14 protein-coding genes and 1 pseudogene are annotated in these 18,751 nt (G+C 69.9%); 1 reads left to right on the forward strand and 14 read right to left on the reverse strand.

All coding sequences use genetic code 11. The features are described from left to right. Window positions 1-244 precede the first annotated feature (244 nt). Window positions 245-655 (forward strand): annotated as a pseudogene (locus ACZ4IF_RS35740) (GntR family transcriptional regulator); the annotation flags it as partial. Window positions 656-854: 199 nt separating this feature from the next. Here the strand turns inward: ACZ4IF_RS35740 and recQ are convergent. From recQ to ACZ4IF_RS35810, 14 genes are all read right to left on the reverse strand, one after another. Beyond that, window positions 855-2,888: a DNA helicase RecQ gene (recQ, locus tag ACZ4IF_RS35745; RefSeq protein WP_467570648.1), complete on the reverse strand. Its 2,034-nt coding sequence runs from the start codon at window positions 2,886-2,888 to the stop codon at window positions 855-857. 231 nt (window positions 2,889-3,119) lie between these two features. Further along, a complete protein-coding gene (nuoN, locus tag ACZ4IF_RS35750; protein WP_359499241.1) occupies window positions 3,120-4,769 on the reverse strand; it encodes an NADH-quinone oxidoreductase subunit NuoN in 1,650 nt (549 codons plus the stop codon). Beyond that, entirely contained in the window at window positions 4,766-6,364 is a 1,599-nt protein-coding gene (locus tag ACZ4IF_RS35755; RefSeq protein ID WP_359499244.1) for an NADH-quinone oxidoreductase subunit M, read from the reverse strand. The genes nuoN and ACZ4IF_RS35755 overlap by 4 nt, the downstream gene beginning before the upstream one ends. A gap of 5 nt (window positions 6,365-6,369) precedes the next feature. Then, entirely contained in the window at window positions 6,370-8,283 is a 1,914-nt protein-coding gene (gene nuoL, locus ACZ4IF_RS35760) for an NADH-quinone oxidoreductase subunit L (RefSeq protein WP_467570652.1), read from the reverse strand. 14 nt (window positions 8,284-8,297) lie between these two features. Continuing rightward, window positions 8,298-8,597 (reverse strand): NADH-quinone oxidoreductase subunit NuoK, encoded by a 300-nt coding sequence (gene nuoK, locus ACZ4IF_RS35765; protein WP_003974374.1) that lies wholly within the window; start codon window positions 8,595-8,597, stop codon window positions 8,298-8,300. Further along, complete coding sequence (locus ACZ4IF_RS35770) at window positions 8,594-9,412, reverse strand: NADH-quinone oxidoreductase subunit J (protein ID WP_467570655.1); 819 nt, start codon at window positions 9,410-9,412, stop codon at window positions 8,594-8,596. The genes nuoK and ACZ4IF_RS35770 overlap by 4 nt, the downstream gene beginning before the upstream one ends. Continuing rightward, the gene (gene nuoI / locus ACZ4IF_RS35775; RefSeq protein WP_467570657.1) at window positions 9,409-10,038 is read right to left on the reverse strand and encodes an NADH-quinone oxidoreductase subunit NuoI; all 630 of its coding nucleotides are present in this window, start codon (window positions 10,036-10,038) and stop codon (window positions 9,409-9,411) included. Before nuoI ends, ACZ4IF_RS35770 begins: the two co-directional genes overlap by 4 nt. Further along, window positions 10,031-11,404 carry an NADH-quinone oxidoreductase subunit NuoH gene (gene nuoH, locus ACZ4IF_RS35780; protein ID WP_467570659.1) on the reverse strand — a complete coding sequence of 458 codons (1,374 nt, stop codon included), beginning with the start codon at window positions 11,402-11,404 and terminating at the stop codon, window positions 10,031-10,033. Before nuoH ends, nuoI begins: the two co-directional genes overlap by 8 nt. Next, entirely contained in the window at window positions 11,401-13,905 is a 2,505-nt protein-coding gene (locus ACZ4IF_RS35785; RefSeq protein ID WP_467570661.1) for an NADH-quinone oxidoreductase subunit G, read from the reverse strand. The genes nuoH and ACZ4IF_RS35785 overlap by 4 nt, the downstream gene beginning before the upstream one ends. Next, window positions 13,902-15,275, reverse strand: a complete 1,374-nt coding sequence (gene nuoF, locus ACZ4IF_RS35790) for an NADH-quinone oxidoreductase subunit NuoF (protein WP_467570664.1) — start codon at window positions 15,273-15,275, stop codon at window positions 13,902-13,904. The genes ACZ4IF_RS35785 and nuoF overlap by 4 nt, the downstream gene beginning before the upstream one ends. After that, window positions 15,275-16,120, reverse strand: coding sequence for an NADH-quinone oxidoreductase subunit NuoE (gene nuoE / locus ACZ4IF_RS35795; RefSeq protein WP_467570667.1), 846 nt, complete (start codon window positions 16,118-16,120; stop codon window positions 15,275-15,277). The genes nuoF and nuoE overlap by 1 nt, the downstream gene beginning before the upstream one ends. Then, on the reverse strand, window positions 16,117-17,457 hold the full coding sequence (locus ACZ4IF_RS35800) for an NADH-quinone oxidoreductase subunit D (protein ID WP_467570669.1): 1,341 nt from the start codon (window positions 17,455-17,457) through the stop codon (window positions 16,117-16,119). Before ACZ4IF_RS35800 ends, nuoE begins: the two co-directional genes overlap by 4 nt. Beyond that, window positions 17,454-18,194, reverse strand: coding sequence for an NADH-quinone oxidoreductase subunit C (locus ACZ4IF_RS35805; RefSeq protein ID WP_467570672.1), 741 nt, complete (start codon window positions 18,192-18,194; stop codon window positions 17,454-17,456). Before ACZ4IF_RS35805 ends, ACZ4IF_RS35800 begins: the two co-directional genes overlap by 4 nt. Continuing rightward, a complete protein-coding gene (locus ACZ4IF_RS35810; protein WP_003998928.1) occupies window positions 18,191-18,745 on the reverse strand; it encodes a NuoB/complex I 20 kDa subunit family protein in 555 nt (184 codons plus the stop codon). The genes ACZ4IF_RS35805 and ACZ4IF_RS35810 overlap by 4 nt, the downstream gene beginning before the upstream one ends. Window positions 18,746-18,751 lie beyond the last annotated feature (6 nt).

Genomic DNA, 18,751 nt, shown 5'->3' on the forward strand with positions numbered 1-18,751 from the left:
TGACACGTGCGGCAACCGCTCGAAGCGGGAACCCGGGGTCGGGCAGGGGCCCGGGCACACGCCCGGCCCAGCGGAGGCCCGGGGCCCGGGGACCGGATCGGCCCCCGCCCCGCCTCCGCCGGCGGTGGCAGATCTTCGACGGCGATACCGAAAACCGCAGGTCAGGGCGTCGCCCGCCGCGCGCCCAAGTGGCGCAACACTCCAGCAACACCACTCGCCGCACCGCGTCGGTATCGTCCGGCGCATGCTCACCGACCGCATCCGCGACCACGCCGGCCAGGGCGCGACCCCCGTCGCCGCCCGCCGGCGTCGGCTGCGCGCGGACCGCGCGCGGCAACTCGCCGACCGCCTCCGCCGGCAGGTGCTGACCGGCGGCTATCCGGACGGCTCCCTGCCGCACGAGGCCGCCCTCGGCACGGACTACCGCGCCTCGCGCAACACCGTCCGCCAGGCCCTGGACCTGCTGCGCGCCGAAGGCCTGGTGGAACGACTGCCCGGCGTCGTCGTGGCACAGAAGTACCCGCACGGACTCGACCGGCGGATGGGACTCGCGGAGACCCTGCGCGAACACGGCCAGGTCAGCAATGAGGTCCGCTCGATGGGCCCGGTGGCCGCACCCGGCCCCGTGGCCGACCGCCTCGGCATCGTCCCCGGACGCCCGGACCCGTGGCACCGGACCACATGACTGCCGTCCCCGGACACCGCCCCGCGACCACGAGCCCCGAGTCGCCGAACCCGTGCCGATCCGGACCCCGCGATGTCGGACCCCGCCGCCCCGAGCCCCCGTAGGCGCCGGCGCCGGGCGACCGCAAGGTGCCGCATCCCGATGGCCCGGTCCCGGGACGCTCGGGGTCCTATATCCAGTCCTCCGGCTCCGGCTCCTCACTCATCTCGGGCCAGTCCGGGTCCGGTGCCTGGTCGTCGGCCGGGGCCCGGCCGACGGACGGGGCGGCGGTCCCGCCGGTGGACGGCACCGGGGTCTCCCCGGGGGCACCGCCCAGCGAGGCGAGCACCTCCAGCACTCCCTCGCCGTACGTCGCCAGCTTCTTCTCGCCCACACCACCGATGCCGCCCAGGCCGGCCACCGAGGTGGGCCACACCGTGGCGATCTCGCGGAGCGTGGCGTCGTGGAAGATGACGTACGCCGGGACGCCCTGCTCACGGGCCTGCTCGGCTCGCCAGGAGCGCAGCGCCTCGAAGGCGGGGACGAGGTCCGGGGGCAGCTCGGACGCGGCGGCCTTGGCCTTGCGCTCGCCCTTGGCCCCGGACGACGCGCGGGGTGCGGCCTGTCGCTTCGGTTCCTTGCGCAGCGGCACCTCACGCTCGCGGCGCAGCACCTCGCCGCTGGTCTCGGTGAGCACCAGCGTCCCGTACTCGCCCTCGACGGCGAGCAGCCCCTGGGCGAGCAACTGCCGTACGGCGCCGCGCCACTCGGGCTCGGACAGGTCCTCGCCGATGCCGAACACGGACAGCTGGTCGTGGTCGAACTGGATCACCTTGGCGGTGCGGCGCCCCAGCAGGATGTCGATGATCTGTCCGGCGCCGAACTTCTGGCCCCGCTCGCGCTGCAATCGCACCACCGTGGACAGCAGCTTCTGCGCCGCGACCGTGCCGTCCCAGGTGTCGGGCGGGGTCAGGCAGGTGTCGCAGTTGCCGCAGGCCGGGGTGTGCTGCTCCTGGCCGAAGTAGGCGAGGAGCTGGGACCGGCGGCACTGGGCCGTCTCGCACAGCGCCAGCATGGCGTCGAGATGGGCGGCGGCGCGGCGGCGGAACGCCTCGTCGCCCTCCGAGCCCTGGATCAGCTTGCGCTGCTGGACCACGTCCTGAAGGCCGTACGCCATCCAGGCCGTGGACGGCAGTCCGTCGCGGCCGGCGCGGCCCGTCTCCTGGTAGTAGCCCTCGACCGACTTCGGCAGGTCGAGGTGGGCGACGAACCGGACGTCCGGCTTGTCGATGCCCATCCCGAAGGCGATGGTGGCGACCACGACGAGCCCCTCCTCGCGCAGGAAGCGCGACTGGTGGGCGGCGCGGGTGCCGGCGTCCAGGCCTGCGTGGTACGGCACCGCCTCGATGCCGTTGCGGGAGAGGAACTCGGCGGTCTTCTCCACCGAATTGCGGGAGAGGCAGTACACGATGCCCGCGTCGCCGGCGTGCTCCTCGCGCAGGAAAGACAGCAGCTGCTTCTTGGGGTCGGCCTTCCCGACGATCCGGTACTGGATGTTGGGGCGGTCGAAGCTCGCCTCGAAGTGGCGGGCCTTCGGCATGCCCAGTCGCTGGGTGATCTCCTGGTGCGTGGCGCGGGTGGCGGTGGCCGTCAGGGCGATCCGCGGGACGTCGGGCCAGCGCTCTCCGAGCACGGACAGTGCGAGGTAGTCGGGGCGGAAGTCGTGGCCCCACTGGGCCACGCAGTGCGCCTCGTCGACGGCGAACACGGAGATCTTCGCGCGGGACAGCAGGTCCAGTGTGGTGTCCAGGCGAAGCCGCTCGGGCGCCAGATACAGCACGTCCAGCTCGCCCGCCAGGAGCTCCGCCTCCACCATGCGGCGCTCGTCGAAGTCCTGCGTGGAGTTCATGAACCCGGCGCGCACGCCGAGCGCCCGCAGCGCGTCGACCTGGTCCTGCATCAGCGCGATGAGCGGGGAGACCACCACGCCGGTGCCCGGTCTGACCAGTGCGGGAATCTGATAGCAGAGCGACTTGCCGCCGCCCGTCGGCATCAGGACGACCGCGTCACCGCCGGCCACCACGTGCTCGATGATCGCTCCCTGCTCACCGCGGAAGGCGTCGTACCCGAAGACACGGTGGAGCGTGGCCAGCGCCTCGCTGTCGCCCTGTGTCATCGTCGTGTCCGCTCCGGTCATCGCACCCGTCCCGCCCGTCCCGCTCATCGCTCGTCGTCCCCCGTATGTCGTGCTTCGCCCACGACAGCCACCATAGGGCTCCGCGCCGACACCCTCGGAGTTATCCACAGGCTGCTACGGCATCGCTGCCCTCCGTGCGCCTGAGTCCCCCGCCCCGCGCGCCCGGCTCGGCTCGCCCGCGTCCGCCGACAACGCGTCGGGCCCCGCTCCCGGTGAGGGAGCGGGGCCCGACGCCTGTGCACGTCCCGGCCCGCGTGGTCAGCGGACGAAGACCCCGGCCTGACTCGCCAGGTCCAGGAAGTACTGCGGCGCGACACCGAGCACCAGGGTGACCGCGACGCCCACGCCGATCGCCGTCATGGTCAACGGCGACGGCACGGCGACCGTCGGGCCCTCGGGCCGCGGCTCGCTGAAGAACATGAGCACGATGACGCGGATGTAGAAGAACGCCGCGATCGCCGACGAGATCACACCGACCACGACCAGCGCGCTCGCGCCGCCCTCCGCCGCCGCCTTGAACACGGCGAACTTCCCGGCGAAGCCGGAGGTCAGCGGGATGCCGGCGAAGGCCAGCAGGAACACCGCGAAGACCGCCGCCACCAGCGGTGACCTGCGTCCGAGCCCCGCCCACTTGGAGAGGTGGGTGGCCTCGCCGCCCGCGTCCCGCACGAGCGTCACGACGGCGAAGGCGCCGATGGTGACGAACGAGTACGCGCCCAGGTAGAAGAGGACGGACGAGACGCCGTCGGGCGAGGTCGCGATGACACCCGCGAGGATGAAGCCCGCGTGCGCGATCGACGAGTACGCCAGCAGGCGCTTGATGTCCGTCTGTGTGATCGCGACGATCGCACCGCCCAGCATGGTCACGATCGCGACGGCCCACATGACCGGCCGCCAGTCCCAGCGCAGACCCGGCAGGACGACGTACAGCAGGCGCAGCAGCGCGCCGAAGGCCGCCACCTTCGTCGCCGCGGCCATGAAGCCGGTCACGGGGGTCGGCGCGCCCTGGTAGACGTCCGGCGTCCACATGTGGAACGGCACGGCGCCGACCTTGAACAGCAGTCCCATGGCGAGCATGGCGGCGCCGATGAGCAGCAGCGCGTCGTTGCCCATGGTGCCGGCGAGCGCCGGGTCGACGTTCTGCACGGTGCCGTCGACGACCTGCGCGATCGTCGCGTACGACACGGAGCCCGCGTAGCCGTAGAGCAGGGCGATGCCGAACAGGGTGAACGCGGAGGCGAAGGCGCCGAGCAGGAAGTACTTGACCGCCGCCTCCTGCGACATGAGCCGCTTGCGGCGGGCCACCGCGCACAGGAGGTACAGCGGGAGCGAGAAGACCTCCAGGGCCACGAAGAGCGTCAGCAGGTCGTTGGCCGAGGGGAAGACGAGCATGCCGGCGATGGCGAAGAGCAGGAGCGGGAACACCTCGGTGGTGGTGAACCCTGCCTTGACGGCGGCCTTCTCGCTGTCGCTGCCGGGCACGGACGCGGCCTGTGCGGCGAACGAGTCGACGCGGTTGCCGTGTGCCTCCGGGTCAAGTCGCCGCTCGGCGAAGGTGAACACGCCGAGCAGGCCAGCCAGCAGGATCGTGCCCTGGAGGAACAGGGCCGGTCCGTCGACGGCGATGGCGCCCATCGCCGCGATGTGGGCCTTCGTGGTGCCGTATCCGCCCGCCGCGAGCGCGACGACCGCGGCGAAGGCGGCGGCGAGCGCGACGACGGCGACGAACACCTGGGCGTAGTAGCGCGACTTGCGCGGCACGAACGCCTCGATCAGAACCCCGATGACGGCCGCACCGACGACGATCAAGGTGGGCGACAATTGCCCGTATTCGATCTTCGGTGCGTCGATCTTCGAGATCGGATCGGCTGCGGTTGTCCACAGGCTGTGGACGGCTGCTGCGCTCACTTGGCCGCCTCCACCTCGGGCTTGGGGTCCGTCTTGTGTACGTCTGACATGGTCTGCTTGACCGCCGGATTGACGATGTCGGTGACGGGCTTCGGGTAGACGCCCAGGAAGATCAACAGGGCGATCAGCGGGGCGACCACCAGGAGCTCGCGCACCCTGAGGTCGGGCATCTCGGCGACCTCCGCCTTCACCGGACCCGTCATCGTCCGCTGGTAGAGGACGAGCGTGTAGAGCGCGGCGAGGACGATGCCGAAGGTGGCGATGATGCCGACCACCGGATAGCGCGTGAACGTGCCGACCAGGACCAGGAACTCACTCACGAAGGGCGCGAGTCCCGGCAGCGAGAGCGTGGCGAGCCCGCCGATCAGGAAGGTGCCGGCGAGGACCGGTGCGACCTTCTGCACCCCTCCGTAGTCGGCGATCAGGCGCGAACCGCGCCGCGAGATCAGGAAGCCGGCCACCAGCATCAGGGCGGCGGTCGAGATCCCGTGGTTGACCATGTACAGCGTCGCGCCCGACTGGCCCTGGCTGGTCATCGCGAAGATGCCCATGATGATGAACCCGAAGTGCGAGATCGACGCGTACGCGACCAGGCGCTTGATGTCGCGCTGGCCGACCGCGAGCAGGGCGCCGTAGACGATGCTGATGAGCGCCAGCACGAGGATGGCGGGCGTCGCCCACTTCGAGGCCTCCGGGAAGAGCTGGAGACAGAAGCGGAGCATCGCGAAGGTGCCGACCTTGTCGACGACCGCCGTGATCAGCACGGCGACCGGGGCGGTGGCCTCACCCATGGCGTTCGGCAGCCAGGTGTGCAGCGGCCACAGGGGCGCCTTCACCGCGAAGGCGAAGAAGAAGCCGAGGAAGAGCCACCGCTCCGTGTTGGTCGCCATGTCCAGCGTTCCGTTGGCGCGGGCCTGCACGATCTCCTGGAGCGAGAAGTTCCCGGCGACCACGTAGAGGCCGATGACTGCGGCCAGCATGATCAGGCCGCCGACCAGGTTGTAGAGGAGGAACTTCACCGCGGCGTACGAGCGTTGTGTCGCGGCGGCCGCGTCCCCCTCGGCCGCGGAGCCGGCCGACCGGTACGCGCCGTGCGCCCTGTCCCCGAAGCCGCCGATGAGGAAGTACATCGGGATGAGCATGGCTTCGAAGAAGATGTAGAAGAGGAAGACGTCGGTGGCCTCGAACGAGATGATCACCATCGCCTCGACGGCGAGGATCAGCGCGAAGAAGCCCTGGGTGGGACGCCACCGTGAACTGCCCGTCTCCTGCGGGTCGGCGTCGTGCCAGCCCGCGAGGATGATGAACGGGATCAGCAGCGCGGTGAGCGCGACCAGCGCCACCCCGATGCCGTCCACACCCAGTTCGTAGCGCACGCCGAAGTCCGCGATCCAGGGATGGGACTCGGTGAGCTGGTAGCGCGCGCCGTCGGGGTCGAAGCGCACCAGGGTCACCGCGGCGAGCGCCAGGGTGCCCAGGGAGACGAGCAGCGCCAGCCACTTCGCGGCGACACGCTGCGCGGCCGGCACGGCGGCCGTGGCGATCGCCCCGAGCGCCGGGAGCGCCGCCGTCGCTGTCAGCAGAGGAAAGGACATCGGTATCAGACCGCCCTCATCAGCAGGGTCGCGGCGATGAGGACCGCCGCACCGCCGAACATCGAGACCGCGTAACTGCGCGCATAGCCGTTCTGCAGCCTGCGCAGCCGGCCGGAGAGGCCGCCCACGGAGGCCGCCGTGCCGTTGACGACGCCGTCGACCAGCGTGTGGTCGACGTACACCAGGGAGCGGGTGAGGTGCTCGCCGCCGCGCACCAGCACGACGTGGTTGAAGTCGTCCTGGTACAGATCGCGCCGGGCGGCCCGGGTGGCCAGGGAACCCCGCGGGGCGACCACCGGGACGGGACGGCGCCCGTACTGGGCGTACGCGATTCCGGCGCCGACGACGAGCAGCACCATCGTGGCCAGCGTGACCGTGAGGGCGCTGACCGGCGAGTCTCCTTCGGAGTGCCCGGTGACCGGCTCCAGCCAGTGCAGGAATCGGTCGCCGACGCTGAACAGGCCGCCCGCGAAGACCGATCCGAAGGCCAGCACGATCATGGGGACCGTCATCGACCTGGGCGACTCGTGCGGGTGCGGCTCGTGGCCGTCCGCGTCCGGCTGCCAGCGCTTCTCACCGAAGAAGGTCATGAGCATCACGCGCGTCATGTAGTACGCGGTGATGGCCGCGCCGAGCAGGGCCGCGCCGCCGAGGATCCAGCCCTCGGTGCCGCCCTTGGCGAAGGCCGCCTCGATGATCTTGTCCTTGGAGAAGAAGCCGGACAGGCCCGGGAAGCCGATGATCGCGAGATAGCCGAGGCCGAAGGTGACGAAGGTGATCGGCATGTACTTCCTGAGGCCGCCGAACTTCCGCATGTCGACCTCGTCGTTCATGCCGTGCATGACCGATCCGGCGCCGAGGAACAGCCCGGCCTTGAAGAAACCGTGCGTCACCAGGTGCATGATCGCCCAGACGTAGCCGATGGGGCCGAGGCCCGCGGCCAGCACCATGTAGCCGATCTGGGACATGGTCGAGCCGGCCAGCGCCTTCTTGATGTCGTCCTTCGCGCAACCGACGATCGCACCGAACAGGAGCGTGACGGCACCGACGACGGTGACGACGAGCTGCGCGTCGGGCGCCGCGTTGAAGATCGTGCCGGAGCGGACGATGAGGTACACACCGGCGGTCACCATCGTCGCGGCGTGGATGAGGGCCGAGACCGGGGTCGGGCCCTCCATCGCGTCCCCGAGCCAGGACTGCAGCGGCACCTGGGCGGACTTGCCGCAGGCCGCGAGGAGCAGCATCAGGGCGATGGCGGTCAGCTTGCCCTCGCTCGCGCCCTGTGTCAGCCCCGCCTCCTCGTGGGTGCCGAGGACCGGCCCGAACGCGAAGGTCCCGAAGGTCGTGAACATCAGCATGATGGCGATCGACAGGCCCATGTCGCCGACGCGGTTGACCAGGAAGGCCTTCTTCGCGGCGGTGGCGGCGCTGGGCTTGTGCTGCCAGAAGCCGATCAGCAGGTACGAGGCGAGACCCACGCCCTCCCAGCCGACGTACAGCAACAGGTAGTTGTCGGCGAGGACGAGCAGCAGCATCGCCGCGAGGAACAGGTTCAGGTAGCCGAAGAAGCGGCGGCGGCGCTCGTCGTGCTCCATGTACCCGACGGAGTACAGGTGGATCAGCGAGCCGACGCCGGAGATCAGCAGCACGAACGTCATCGACAGCTGGTCGAGCTGGAAGGACACGTCGGCCTGGAAGCCGGCGACCGGGATCCAGCTGAACAGGTGCTGGCTGACGGTCCGGTCGTCGGGGCTCTTGCCGAGCATGTCGGCGAAGAGCACGACGCCCATCACGAACGAGGCCGAGGCGAGCGCCGTACCGATCCAGTGGCCGACGGCGTCCAGCCGCCGTCCGCCGCACAGCAGTACGGCCGCTCCGAGCAGGGGCGCCGCGATCAGCAGCGCAATCAGGTTCTCCACGATTCAGCGACCCCTCAGAGCTTCATCAGGCTGGCGTCGTCGACCGAGGCCGAGTGGCGGGAGCGGAACAGCGACACGATGATCGCGAGCCCGACCACGACCTCCGCGGCGGCGACGACCATCGTGAAGAAGGCGATGATCTGGCCGTCGAGATTGCCGTGCATGCGGGAGAAGGCGACGAACGCGAGGTTGCAGGCGTTGAGCATGAGCTCGATGCACATGAACACCACGATCGCGTTGCGTCTGATCAGTACGCCGGTGGCGCCGATCGTGAACAACAAGGCCGCGAGATAGAGGTAGTTGACCGGGTTCACTTGGACCCCTCCCCCGTCTTCGTGCGCTCCAGGCGCTCCTCGGCACGCTGCTCCAGGGCCTTCAGATCGCTCAGTGCCTCGGTCGACACGTCACGGATCTGGCCGCGCTCGCGCAGCGTCTTGTTCACGGTCAGCTCGGACGGGGTGCCGTCGGGGAGCAGGCCCGCGATGTCCACCGCGTTGTGCCGGGCGTAGACGCCGGGCGCCGGGAGCGGCGGTACGTGCTTGCCCTCGCGCACACGCTGCTCGGCCATCTCGCGCTGGGTCTTGGGACGCTCGGTGCGCTCGCGGTGCGTGAGCACCATGGCGCCGACGGCGGCCGTGATGAGCAGCGCGCCGGTGATCTCGAACGCGAACACGTACTTCGTGAAGATGAGGGCGGCGAGGCCTTCCACATTGCCGTTCGCGTTCGCCTTGGCCAGGCCGTTGAAGTCCTTGATGGAGGCGTTGCCGATGCCGCCGAGGAGCAGGACGCCGAAGCCGAGACCGCACACCAGGGCCAGCCAGCGCTGCCCCTTGATGGTCTCCTTCAGCGAGTCCGCCGCGGTGACACCGACGAGCATGACCACGAACAGGAACAGCATCATGATCGCGCCCGTGTAGACGACGATCTGGACGATGCCCAGGAAGTACGCGCCGTTGGCCAGGTAGAACACCGCGAGGATGATCATGGTCCCGGCGAGGCAGAGCGCGCTGTGCACGGCCTTCCGCATGAAGACGGTGCACAGGGCGCCGATCACGGCGACGGTGCCCAGGACCCAGAACTGGAAGGCCTCCCCGGTGGAGGTGGAGTATGCGGCCAGCTGCGCGCTCATCCCTCCGCCTCCTCGCCTGCGGGCGCACCCGGCGTGTTCGCCGAGACGGGCACCTCGCCCTTGGAGACGGCCACTTGGCGCTGCGTGCCGGGCGCGGCCTCGGTCACCAGGCCCCGGTAGTAGTCCTGCTCGTCGGTGCCCGGGAAGATCGCGTGCGGTGTGTCGACCATGCCCTCGTCGAGCCCGGCGAGCAGCTGCTCCTTGGTGTAGATGAGGTTGGCCCGGCTGGAGTCGGCCAGCTCGAACTCGTTCGTCATCGTGAGCGCGCGCGTGGGGCACGCCTCGATGCACAGTCCGCACAGGATGCAGCGGGCGTAGTTGATCTGGTAGACGCGGCCGTACCGCTCGCCCGGCGAGTAGCGCTCCTCGTCGGTGTTGTCCGCACCCTCCACGTAGATCGCGTCCGCGGGACAGGCCCAGGCGCAGAGCTCACAGCCGACGCACTTCTCCAGGCCGTCCGGGTGGCGATTGAGCTGGTGCCGGCCGTGGAACCGCGGAGCGGTGGTCTTCTGCTGCTCCGGGTACTGCTCCGTCAGCCGCTTCTTGAACATGGCCTTGAAGGTCACGCCGAAGCCGGCGACGGGGTTCTGGAAACCCTGCTTGGTCTCCTTCGGCTCCTCAGCCATCGGACCCCTCCTTTCCGTCACGAGATCCACCCATTGATCCGTCACTCGCAGTATCGGACCCGCCACTGACAATGAGCTCCCGCTCGCGGCGCGAGCGGCGCCTCGGCACCGGCGGCAACTCCTGACCCGGCAGCGGCGGCACGGGGAATCCACCGGCCATCGGGTCGAAGGCGGCGGGTTCGGCGGGCACCTCCGGGGCCCCCTGCTTGTCGCGGAAGATGTCCGCGACGAAGGAGAGCAGCAGCAGGACGAGGACGCCGCCGCCCACGTACAGGGCGATGTCCGCGAAGTCGTAGTTCTCGTTCCTGAGCGTCCGCACGGTCGCGACGAGCATCAGCCAGACCACGGAGACCGGGATGAGCACCTTCCAGCCGAGCTTCATCAGCTGGTCGTAGCGGACGCGCGGGAGTGTGCCGCGCAGCCAGATGAAGAAGAAGAGCAGCAGCTGCACCTTGATGACGAACCACGCCATCGGCCACCAGCCGTGGTTGGCGCCCTCCCAGAAGGTGCTGATCGGCCACGGGGCCCGCCAGCCGCCCAGGAAGAGCGTCACCGACACCGCCGAGACCGTCACCATGTTCACGTACTCGGCGAGCATGAACATCGCGAACTTGATCGACGAGTACTCGGTGTTGAAGCCGCCGACGAGGTCGCCCTCGGACTCCGGCATGTCGAACGGCGCGCGGTTGGTCTCGCCGACCATCGTCACGATGTAGATCAGGAACGAGACCGGCAGCAGGATGATGTACCAGCGGTCCTGCTGCTGCTCGACGATCGTCGAGGTGGACATCGACCCGGAGTAGAGGAACACCGAGGCGAAGGCGGCGCCCATGGCGATCTCGTAGGAGATCATCTGTGCGCAGGACCGCAGACCGCCCAGCAGGGGGTAGGTCGATCCGGAGCTCCAGCCCGCCAGCACGATGCCGTAGATGCCGACGGAGGCGACCGCGAGGATGTAGAGCATCGCGATCGGCAGGTCGGTCAGCTGCATCGTGGTGCGGTGGCCGAAGATCGAGATCTCGTTGCCCGCGGGGCCGAAGGGGATCACCGCGATCGCCATGAAGGCCGGGATGGCCGCGACGATCGGCGCGAGGACGTAGACCACCTTGTCCGCGCGTTTGACGATGACGTCTTCCTTGAGCATCAGCTTGATGCCGTCGGCCAGCGACTGGAGCATGCCCCAGGGGCCGTGCCGGTTCGGGCCGATGCGCAGCTGCATCCACGCGACGACCTTGCGCTCCCACACGATGGAGAAGAGCACGGTCAGCATGAGGAAGGCGAAGCAGAAGACCGCCTTGATGACGACCAGCCACCACGGGTCGCGGCCGAACATGGAGAGGTCTTCAGCGGCGAGGTACGGGCTCATGCCTCCACCTCCTTGGGAGCCTCGGCGGCAGAGCTCGCCGGACCGATACGGACGAGTGCGCCGGGCTGCGCCCCGGTGTCGGAGGCGACGCCCGTTCCGGCGGAGTTCAGCGGGAGCCAGACCACGCGGTCGGGCATCTCGGTGATCTGGAGGGGGAGTTCGACCACCCCGGAGGGGCCGGTCACGGCGAGGAGGTCGCCGTTCCCGACGCCCGCCTCGGCGGCCGTGGCGGCCGACACGCGCGCGCGTGCGGCGTGCCGGGTCCCGGCGAGCGCCGCGTCGCCCTCCTGGAGGCGGCCCTGGTCGAGCAGCAGACGGTGTCCGGCGAGGACGGCCTCCCCGGCGGCCGGACGCGGCAGCTGCACGGCCGTCTCCAGGGGCTCGGTGGCCCGCGGGCCGTCCCAGGCGCCGAGCCGGTCCAGCTCGCCGCGCGCGGTGTGCAGGTCCGGCAGGCCCAGGTGCACGTCCATGGCGTCGGCCAGCATCTGCAGGATGCGAGCGTCGGTGGGTGCCAGGCGGCGGGTCATCTGGTCGGGCTTGAGCGCGGCTTCGAAGAGGCGGGCGCGGCCCTCCCAGTTGAGGAAGGTGCCCGCCTTCTCGGCGACGGCGGCGACGGGAAGCACCACGTCGGCGCGCTCGGTGACCTCGCTGGGACGCTGCTCCAGCGACACCACGAAGCCCACTTCGGACAGGGCGGCACGCGCGCGTGCCGGGTCGGGGAGGTCTGCGACCTCCACGCCCGCCACCAGCAGGGCCCGCAGTTCGCCGCCCGCGGCGGCCTCGACGATCTGGCCGGTGTCACGGCCGTAGCGGTGCGGGAGCTCGGAGACGCCCCAGGCGGCGGCGACCTCCTCCCGCGCGCGGGGGTCGGTGGCCGGGCGTCCGCCCGGCAGCAGCGACGGCAGCGCGCCCGCCTCGATCGCGCCGCGCTCGCCTGCCCGGCGCGGGATCCACACCAGCTGGGCGCCTGTCGCGGACGCGGCGCGTACGGCCGCGGTGAGCCCGCCGACCACGGAGGCGAGGCGTTCACCGACGACGATCACGGCGCCCTCGGTGCGCAGCGCCTGCGCGGCCTCTGCTCCGTCGCCCTCCAGGCCGACGCCGCTCGCGAGGGCGTCGAGCCATTCGGTCTCGGTGCCGGGAGCGGCGGCCAGCAGGACACCACCCGCCTTCTCCAGTCCGCGCGTCGCGTGCGTGGCCAGCGAGAAGGTCTTCTGACGGTGCCCGCGCCAGGCCTTGCGCAGCCGCAGGAAGACTCCGGGTGCCTCCTCCTCCGACTCGAAGCCGACAAGCAGGACGGCGGGCGCCTTCTCCAGGGAGGTGTACGTGACGCCCGAGCCGTCCAGGTCCCGGCCCCGTCCGGCGACGCGGGCCGCCAGGAAGTCGGCCTCCTCGGCGCTGTGCACGCGCGCGCGGAAGTCGATGTCGTTCGTGTCGAGGGCCACGCGCGCGAACTTGCTGTAGGCGTAGGCGTCCTCGACGGTGAGCCGGCCGCCGGTGAGGACACCGGTCCGGCCCCGGGCCGCGAGCAGCCCCTGCGCCGCCGCCTCCAGTGCCTCCGGCCAGGAGGCGGGCTCCAGCTGACCCGAGGCACCGCGCACGAGGGGCGTCTCCAGGCGGTCGCGCTGCTGCGCGTACCGGAACCCGAACCGTCCCTTGTCGCAGATCCACTCCTCGTTGACCTCGGGGTCCGGGGCCGCGAGGCGCCGCATGACCTTGCCGCGCCGGTGGTCGGTGCGCGTGGCGCACCCTCCGGAGCAGTGCTCGCACACGGAGTGCGAGGAGATGAGGTCGAAGGGGCGCGAGCGGAATCGGTACGCCGACGACGTCAGCGCGCCGACCGGGCAGATCTGGATGGTGTTGCCGGAGAAGTACGACTCGAAGGGGTCGCCCTCACCGATTCCGACCTGCTGGAGCGCGCCGCGCTCGATCAGCTCGATCATCGGGTCGCCGGCGATCTGGTTGGAGAAGCGGGTGCAGCGGGCGCACAGCACGCACCGCTCCCGGTCGAGCAGCACCTGCGTGGAGATCGGCACCGGCTTCTCGTACGTCCGCTTCCTGCCCTCGAAGCGGGACTCGGCGTTGCCGTGCGACATGGCCTGGTTCTGCAGCGGGCACTCGCCGCCCTTGTCGCAGACCGGGCAGTCCAGCGGGTGGTTGATGAGCAGCAGCTCCATCACACCCTGCTGGGCCTTCTCCGCCACCGGGGAGGTGAGATGAGTCTTGACGACCATCCCGTCCGTACACGTGATCGTGCAGGACGCCATGGGCTTGCGCTGGCCCTCGACCTCGACGATGCACTGGCGGCAGGCGCCCGCCGGGTCGAGCAGCGGATGGTCGCAGAACCGGGGGATCTCGATGCCGAGCTCTTCGGCGGCCCGGATGACCAGGGTGCCCTTCGGCACGCTGATCTCGGCGCCGTCGATCGTCAGCGAGACGAGATCTTCCCGCGGGACCGCCGCCTCCCCGCCTCCGGAGGGAGCGCTGGTGGTCACTGTCATGCGTTCACCTCCGTGCGGTCGGCCCAAGCGGTGGACTTGGCCGGGTCAAAGGGGCAGCCGCGGCCCGTGATGTGCTGCTCGTACTCCTCACGGAAGTACTTGAGCGAGGAGAAGATCGGCGAGGCGGCGCCGTCGCCGAGGGCGCAGAACGACTTGCCGTTGATGTTGTCGGCGATGTCGTTCAGCTTGTCGAGGTCGGACATGAGGCCCTTGCCGGCCTCGATGTCGCGCAGCAACTGCACGAGCCAGTACGTCCCTTCACGGCACGGCGTGCACTTGCCGCAGGACTCGTGGGCGTAGAACTCGGTCCACCGTGTGACGGCCCGCACCACGCAGGTCGTCTCGTCGAAGCACTGGAGCGCCTTGGTGCCGAGCATGGAACCCGCGGCGCCGACCCCTTCGTAGTCGAGGGGGACGTCGAGGTGCTCGTCGGTGAACATCGGCGTGGAGGACCCGCCCGGCGTCCAGAACTTCAGCCGGTGGCCGGGCCGCATCCCGCCGCTCATGTCGAGGAGTTGGCGCAGGGTGATGCCGAGCGGGGCCTCGTACTGGCCGGGGCTCGCGACATGGCCGCTGAGCGAGTAGAGCGTGAAGCCCGGGGACTTCTCGCTGCCCATCGACCTGAACCATTCCTTGCCTTTGTGCAGGATCGCGGGAACGGATGCGATGGATTCGACGTTGTTCACCACAGTCGGGCACGCATAGAGGCCCGCGACCGCAGGGAAGGGGGGACGGAGCCGCGGTTGGCCACGGCGGCCTTCGAGCGAGTCGAGCAGTGCGGTCTCCTCGCCGCAGATGTACGCGCCCGCGCCCGCGTGCACGGTGAGCTGGAGGTCGAGTCCGCTGCCCAGGATGTTCTCGCCGAGATAGCCCGCCGCGTAGGCCTCACGTACGGCCTCGTGCAACCGTCGCAGGACGGGGACCACTTCACCGCGCAGGTAAATGAAGGCGTGCGAGGACCGGATGGCGTAGCACGCGATCACGATGCCCTCGATGAGGCTGTGCGGGTTCGCGAAGAGGAGCGGGATGTCCTTGCAGGTTCCCGGCTCCGACTCGTCGGCGTTGACAACCAGATAGTGCGGCTTTCCGTCGCCCTGCGGAATGAACTGCCACTTCATTCCGGTGGGGAATCCGGCACCGCCCCGACCGCGCAGTCCCGATTCCTTGACATAGGCGATGAGGTCGTCGGGCGACATCGCGAGCGCCTTGCGCAGACCCTCGTATCCGTCGTGCCTGCGGTAGACGTCCAGCGTCCAGGACTTCTCCTCGTCCCAGAAGGCCGAGAGCACGGGCGCCAGCAGCTTCTCGGGGCTGGACTCTCCCCCGGCCTCCGGCTGCGACGTGCTCCCGTATTGGGTGGACAAGGTCATCACTCCCCCTCCTCGGCGACGGGACCCGCCGGGTGGGCCGGGTCGGAGGCCGATGTGTCCTGCGGCGCGTCGTGCGAGCTCAGGTGCTCGGCGTGCGGCTGGTCCTGAGGCGCCCCGCCGCCGCGCGGGTGCACCACGCGCGCGGGGGCGGCCTCTCCCTTGGCCAGCCGGAGCCCGATCAGCGACGCGTGACCGGCGCCGCCGCTCGCCTCGACGGCTCCGGCGCGCTCGTCGGGGAAGCCCGCGAGAATCCGGGCGGTGTCCTTGAAGGTGCACAGCGGGGCACCGCGGGTGGGCTCGACCTGTGCTCCCGCGACCAGGTCGTCGACGAGGCGCTTCGCGGAGTCCACGGTCTGGTTGTCGAAGAACTCCCAGTTGACCATCACGACCGGCGCGAAGTCGCAGGCCGCGTTGCACTCGATGTGCTCCAGGGTGACCTTGCCGTCCTCGGTGGTCTCGCCGTTGCCGACGCCCAGGTGGTCCTGGAGTGCCTCGAAGATCGCGTCGCCGCCCATGACCGCGCACAGGGTGTTGGTGCAGACGCCCACCTGGTAGTCGCCGGAGGGCTTGCGCCGGTACATCGAGTAGAAGGTCGCGACCGCGGTGACCTCGGCCGTGGTCAGGCCGAGCACCTCCGCGCAGAACCGCATTCCCGTCCGCGTGACGTGGCCCTCCTCCGACTGCACGAGGTGCAGCAACGGCAGGAGCGCCGAGCGGGAGTCCGGATAGCGGGCGACGACCTCCCGCGCGTCGGCTTCGAGCCTGGCCCGGACGTCGTCCGGGTAGTCGGGCGCGGGCAGGTGGGGCATGCCCAGGCTGACGCCCTCGGAGGGGGTGGTGGTCACCGGTCGACGCCTCCCATCACGGGGTCGATGGACGCCACGGCGACGATGACGTCGGCGACCTGGCCGCCCTCGCACATCGCCGCCATGGCCTGGAGATTGGTGAAGGACGGGTCCCGGAAGTGGACCCGGTAGGGACGGGTGCCTCCGTCGGACGCGACGTGCACCCCGAGCTCGCCCTTGGGCGATTCGACCGCCACGTACGCCTGGCCCGGCGGGACGCGGAAGCCTTCGGTCACCAGCTTGAAGTGGTGGATCAGGGCCTCCATGGAGGTGCCCATGATGTTCTTGATGTGGTCGAGGGAGTTGCCGAGACCGTCGGGGCCGAGCGCGAGCTGGGCGGGCCAGGCGATCTTCTTGTCGGCGACCATGACCGGGCCCGGCTGGAGCCGGTCCAGGCACTGCTCGACGATGCGCAGCGACTGCCGCATCTCCTCCAGACGGATCAGGAAGCGGCCGTAGGAGTCGCAGGTGTCGGCGGTCGGCACCTCGAAGTCGTACGTCTCGTAGCCGCAGTACGGCTGGGACTTGCGCAGGTCGTGCGGCAGGCCGGCGGAGCGGAGGATCGGGCCGGTGGCACCGAGGGCCATGCAGCCGGCCAGGTCGAGGTAGCCGACGTCCTGCATGCGGGCCTTGAAGATGGGGTTCCCGGTGGCGAGCTTGTCGTACTCGGGAAGGTTCTTCTTCATCTTCTTCACGAACTCGCGGATCTGGTCCACGGCGCCCGGGGGCAGGTCCTGGGCCAGGCCGCCGGGGCGGATGTACGCGTGGTTCATCCGCAGGCCGGTGATCAGCTCGTAGATGTCGAGAATGAGTTCACGATCACGGAATCCGTAGATCATGATCGTGGTGGCGCCGAGCTCCATGCCGCCGGTGGCGATGCACACCAGGTGGGACGAGAGCCGGTTCAGCTCCATCATGAGGACGCGGATGATCGAGGCGCGGTCGGGGACCTGGTCCTCGATGCCGAGGAGCTTCTCGACCGCGAGGCAGTACGCCGTCTCGTTGAAGAACGGCGTCAGGTAGTCCATGCGCGTCACGAACGTGGTGCCCTGCGTCCACGTGCGGAACTCGAGGTTCTTCTCGATGCCGGTGTGGAGGTACCCGATGCCGCAGCGGGCCTCGGTGACCGTCTCGCCGTCGATCTCCAGGATGAGCCGGAGCACGCCGTGCGTGGACGGGTGCTGCGGACCCATGTTGACGATGATGCGCTCGTCGTCGGAGGCGGCCGCGGTCTGGGCGATCTCGTCCCAGTCACCGCCGGTGACCGTGTAGACGGTGCCCTCGGTCGTCTCGCGGGCCGATGCGGCTGATGCAGAAGAAGGGGTCTGCGTGCTCATGAGTACGACCTCCGCTGGTCCGGAGCCGGGATCTGGGCGCCCTTGTACTCGACGGGGATGCCGCCGAGGGGGTAGTCCTTGCGCTGCGGAAAGCCTTGCCAGTCGTCCGGCATCATGATCCGCGTCAGTGCCGGGTGGCCGTCGAAGATCAGTCCGAAGAAGTCGTACGTCTCGCGCTCGTGCCAGTCGTTGGTCGGATAGACGGAGACGAGCGAGGGGACGTGCGGGTCGGCGTCGGGGGCGCTGACCTCCAGCCGGATCAACCGGTTGTGGGTGATCGAGCGCAGGTGGTAGACGGCGTGCAGCTCGCGGCCCTTGTCGTGCGGGTAGTGGACCCCGGAGACACCGGTGCACAGCTCGAAGCGGAGGGCCGGGTCGTCGCGCAGGGTCTGGGCGACGCGGACCAGGTGCTCGCGCTCGATGTGGAAGGTGATCTCGCCGCGGTCGACGACCGTCTTCTCGACGGCGTTGTCGGCGACGAGTCCCTGTTCCTCCAGGGCACCCTCCAGCTCGTCGGCGACCTCGTCGAACCAGCCGCCGTAGGGGCGGGTGGCCGGGCCCGGGAGCCGGACGGAGCGGACCAGGCCGCCGTAGCCCGTGGTGTCGCCGCCGTTGTTGGCGCCGAACATGCCCCGCTGGACGCGGATCTCCTCGCCGCCCTCGCCGCGCTGGCCGGGGAGGTTCGAGGCTCCGAGGTCCTTCTCGGGGTTGACTCCGTTGCCGTTCGCGTCGCTCACCGCAGCAGGCCCTTCATCTCGATGGTGGGAAGCGCCTTGAGCGCCGCTTCCTCCGCCTCGCGGGCCGCCTCCTCGGCGTTCACGCCGAGCTTGGAGGTCTGGATCTTCTGGTGGAGCTTGAGGATCGCGTCCATCAGCATCTCGGGCCGTGGCGGACAGCCCGGCAAATAGATGTCGACCGGGACGATGTGGTCGACTCCCTGCACAATGGCGTAGTTGTTGAACATTCCACCTGATGAGGCACAAACCCCCATGGAGATGACCCACTTGGGGTTGGGCATCTGGTCGTAGACCTGCCGCAGCACCGGCGCCATCTTCTGGCTGACCCGGCCGGCGACGATCATCAGGTCCGCCTGTCGCGGCGACCCGCGGAAGACCTCCATGCCGAAGCGCGCCAGGTCGTAGCGCCCGGCGCCGGTGGTCATCATCTCGATGGCACAACAGGCGAGTCCGAACGTCGCGGGGAAGACGGACGCCTTGCGCACCCAGCCCGCGGCCTGCTCGACGGTGGTCAGCAGGAATCCGCTCGGCAGCTTTTCTTCGAGTCCCATGTCTTA

This window comes from Streptomyces sp. NPDC025784 (assembly GCF_055558435.1).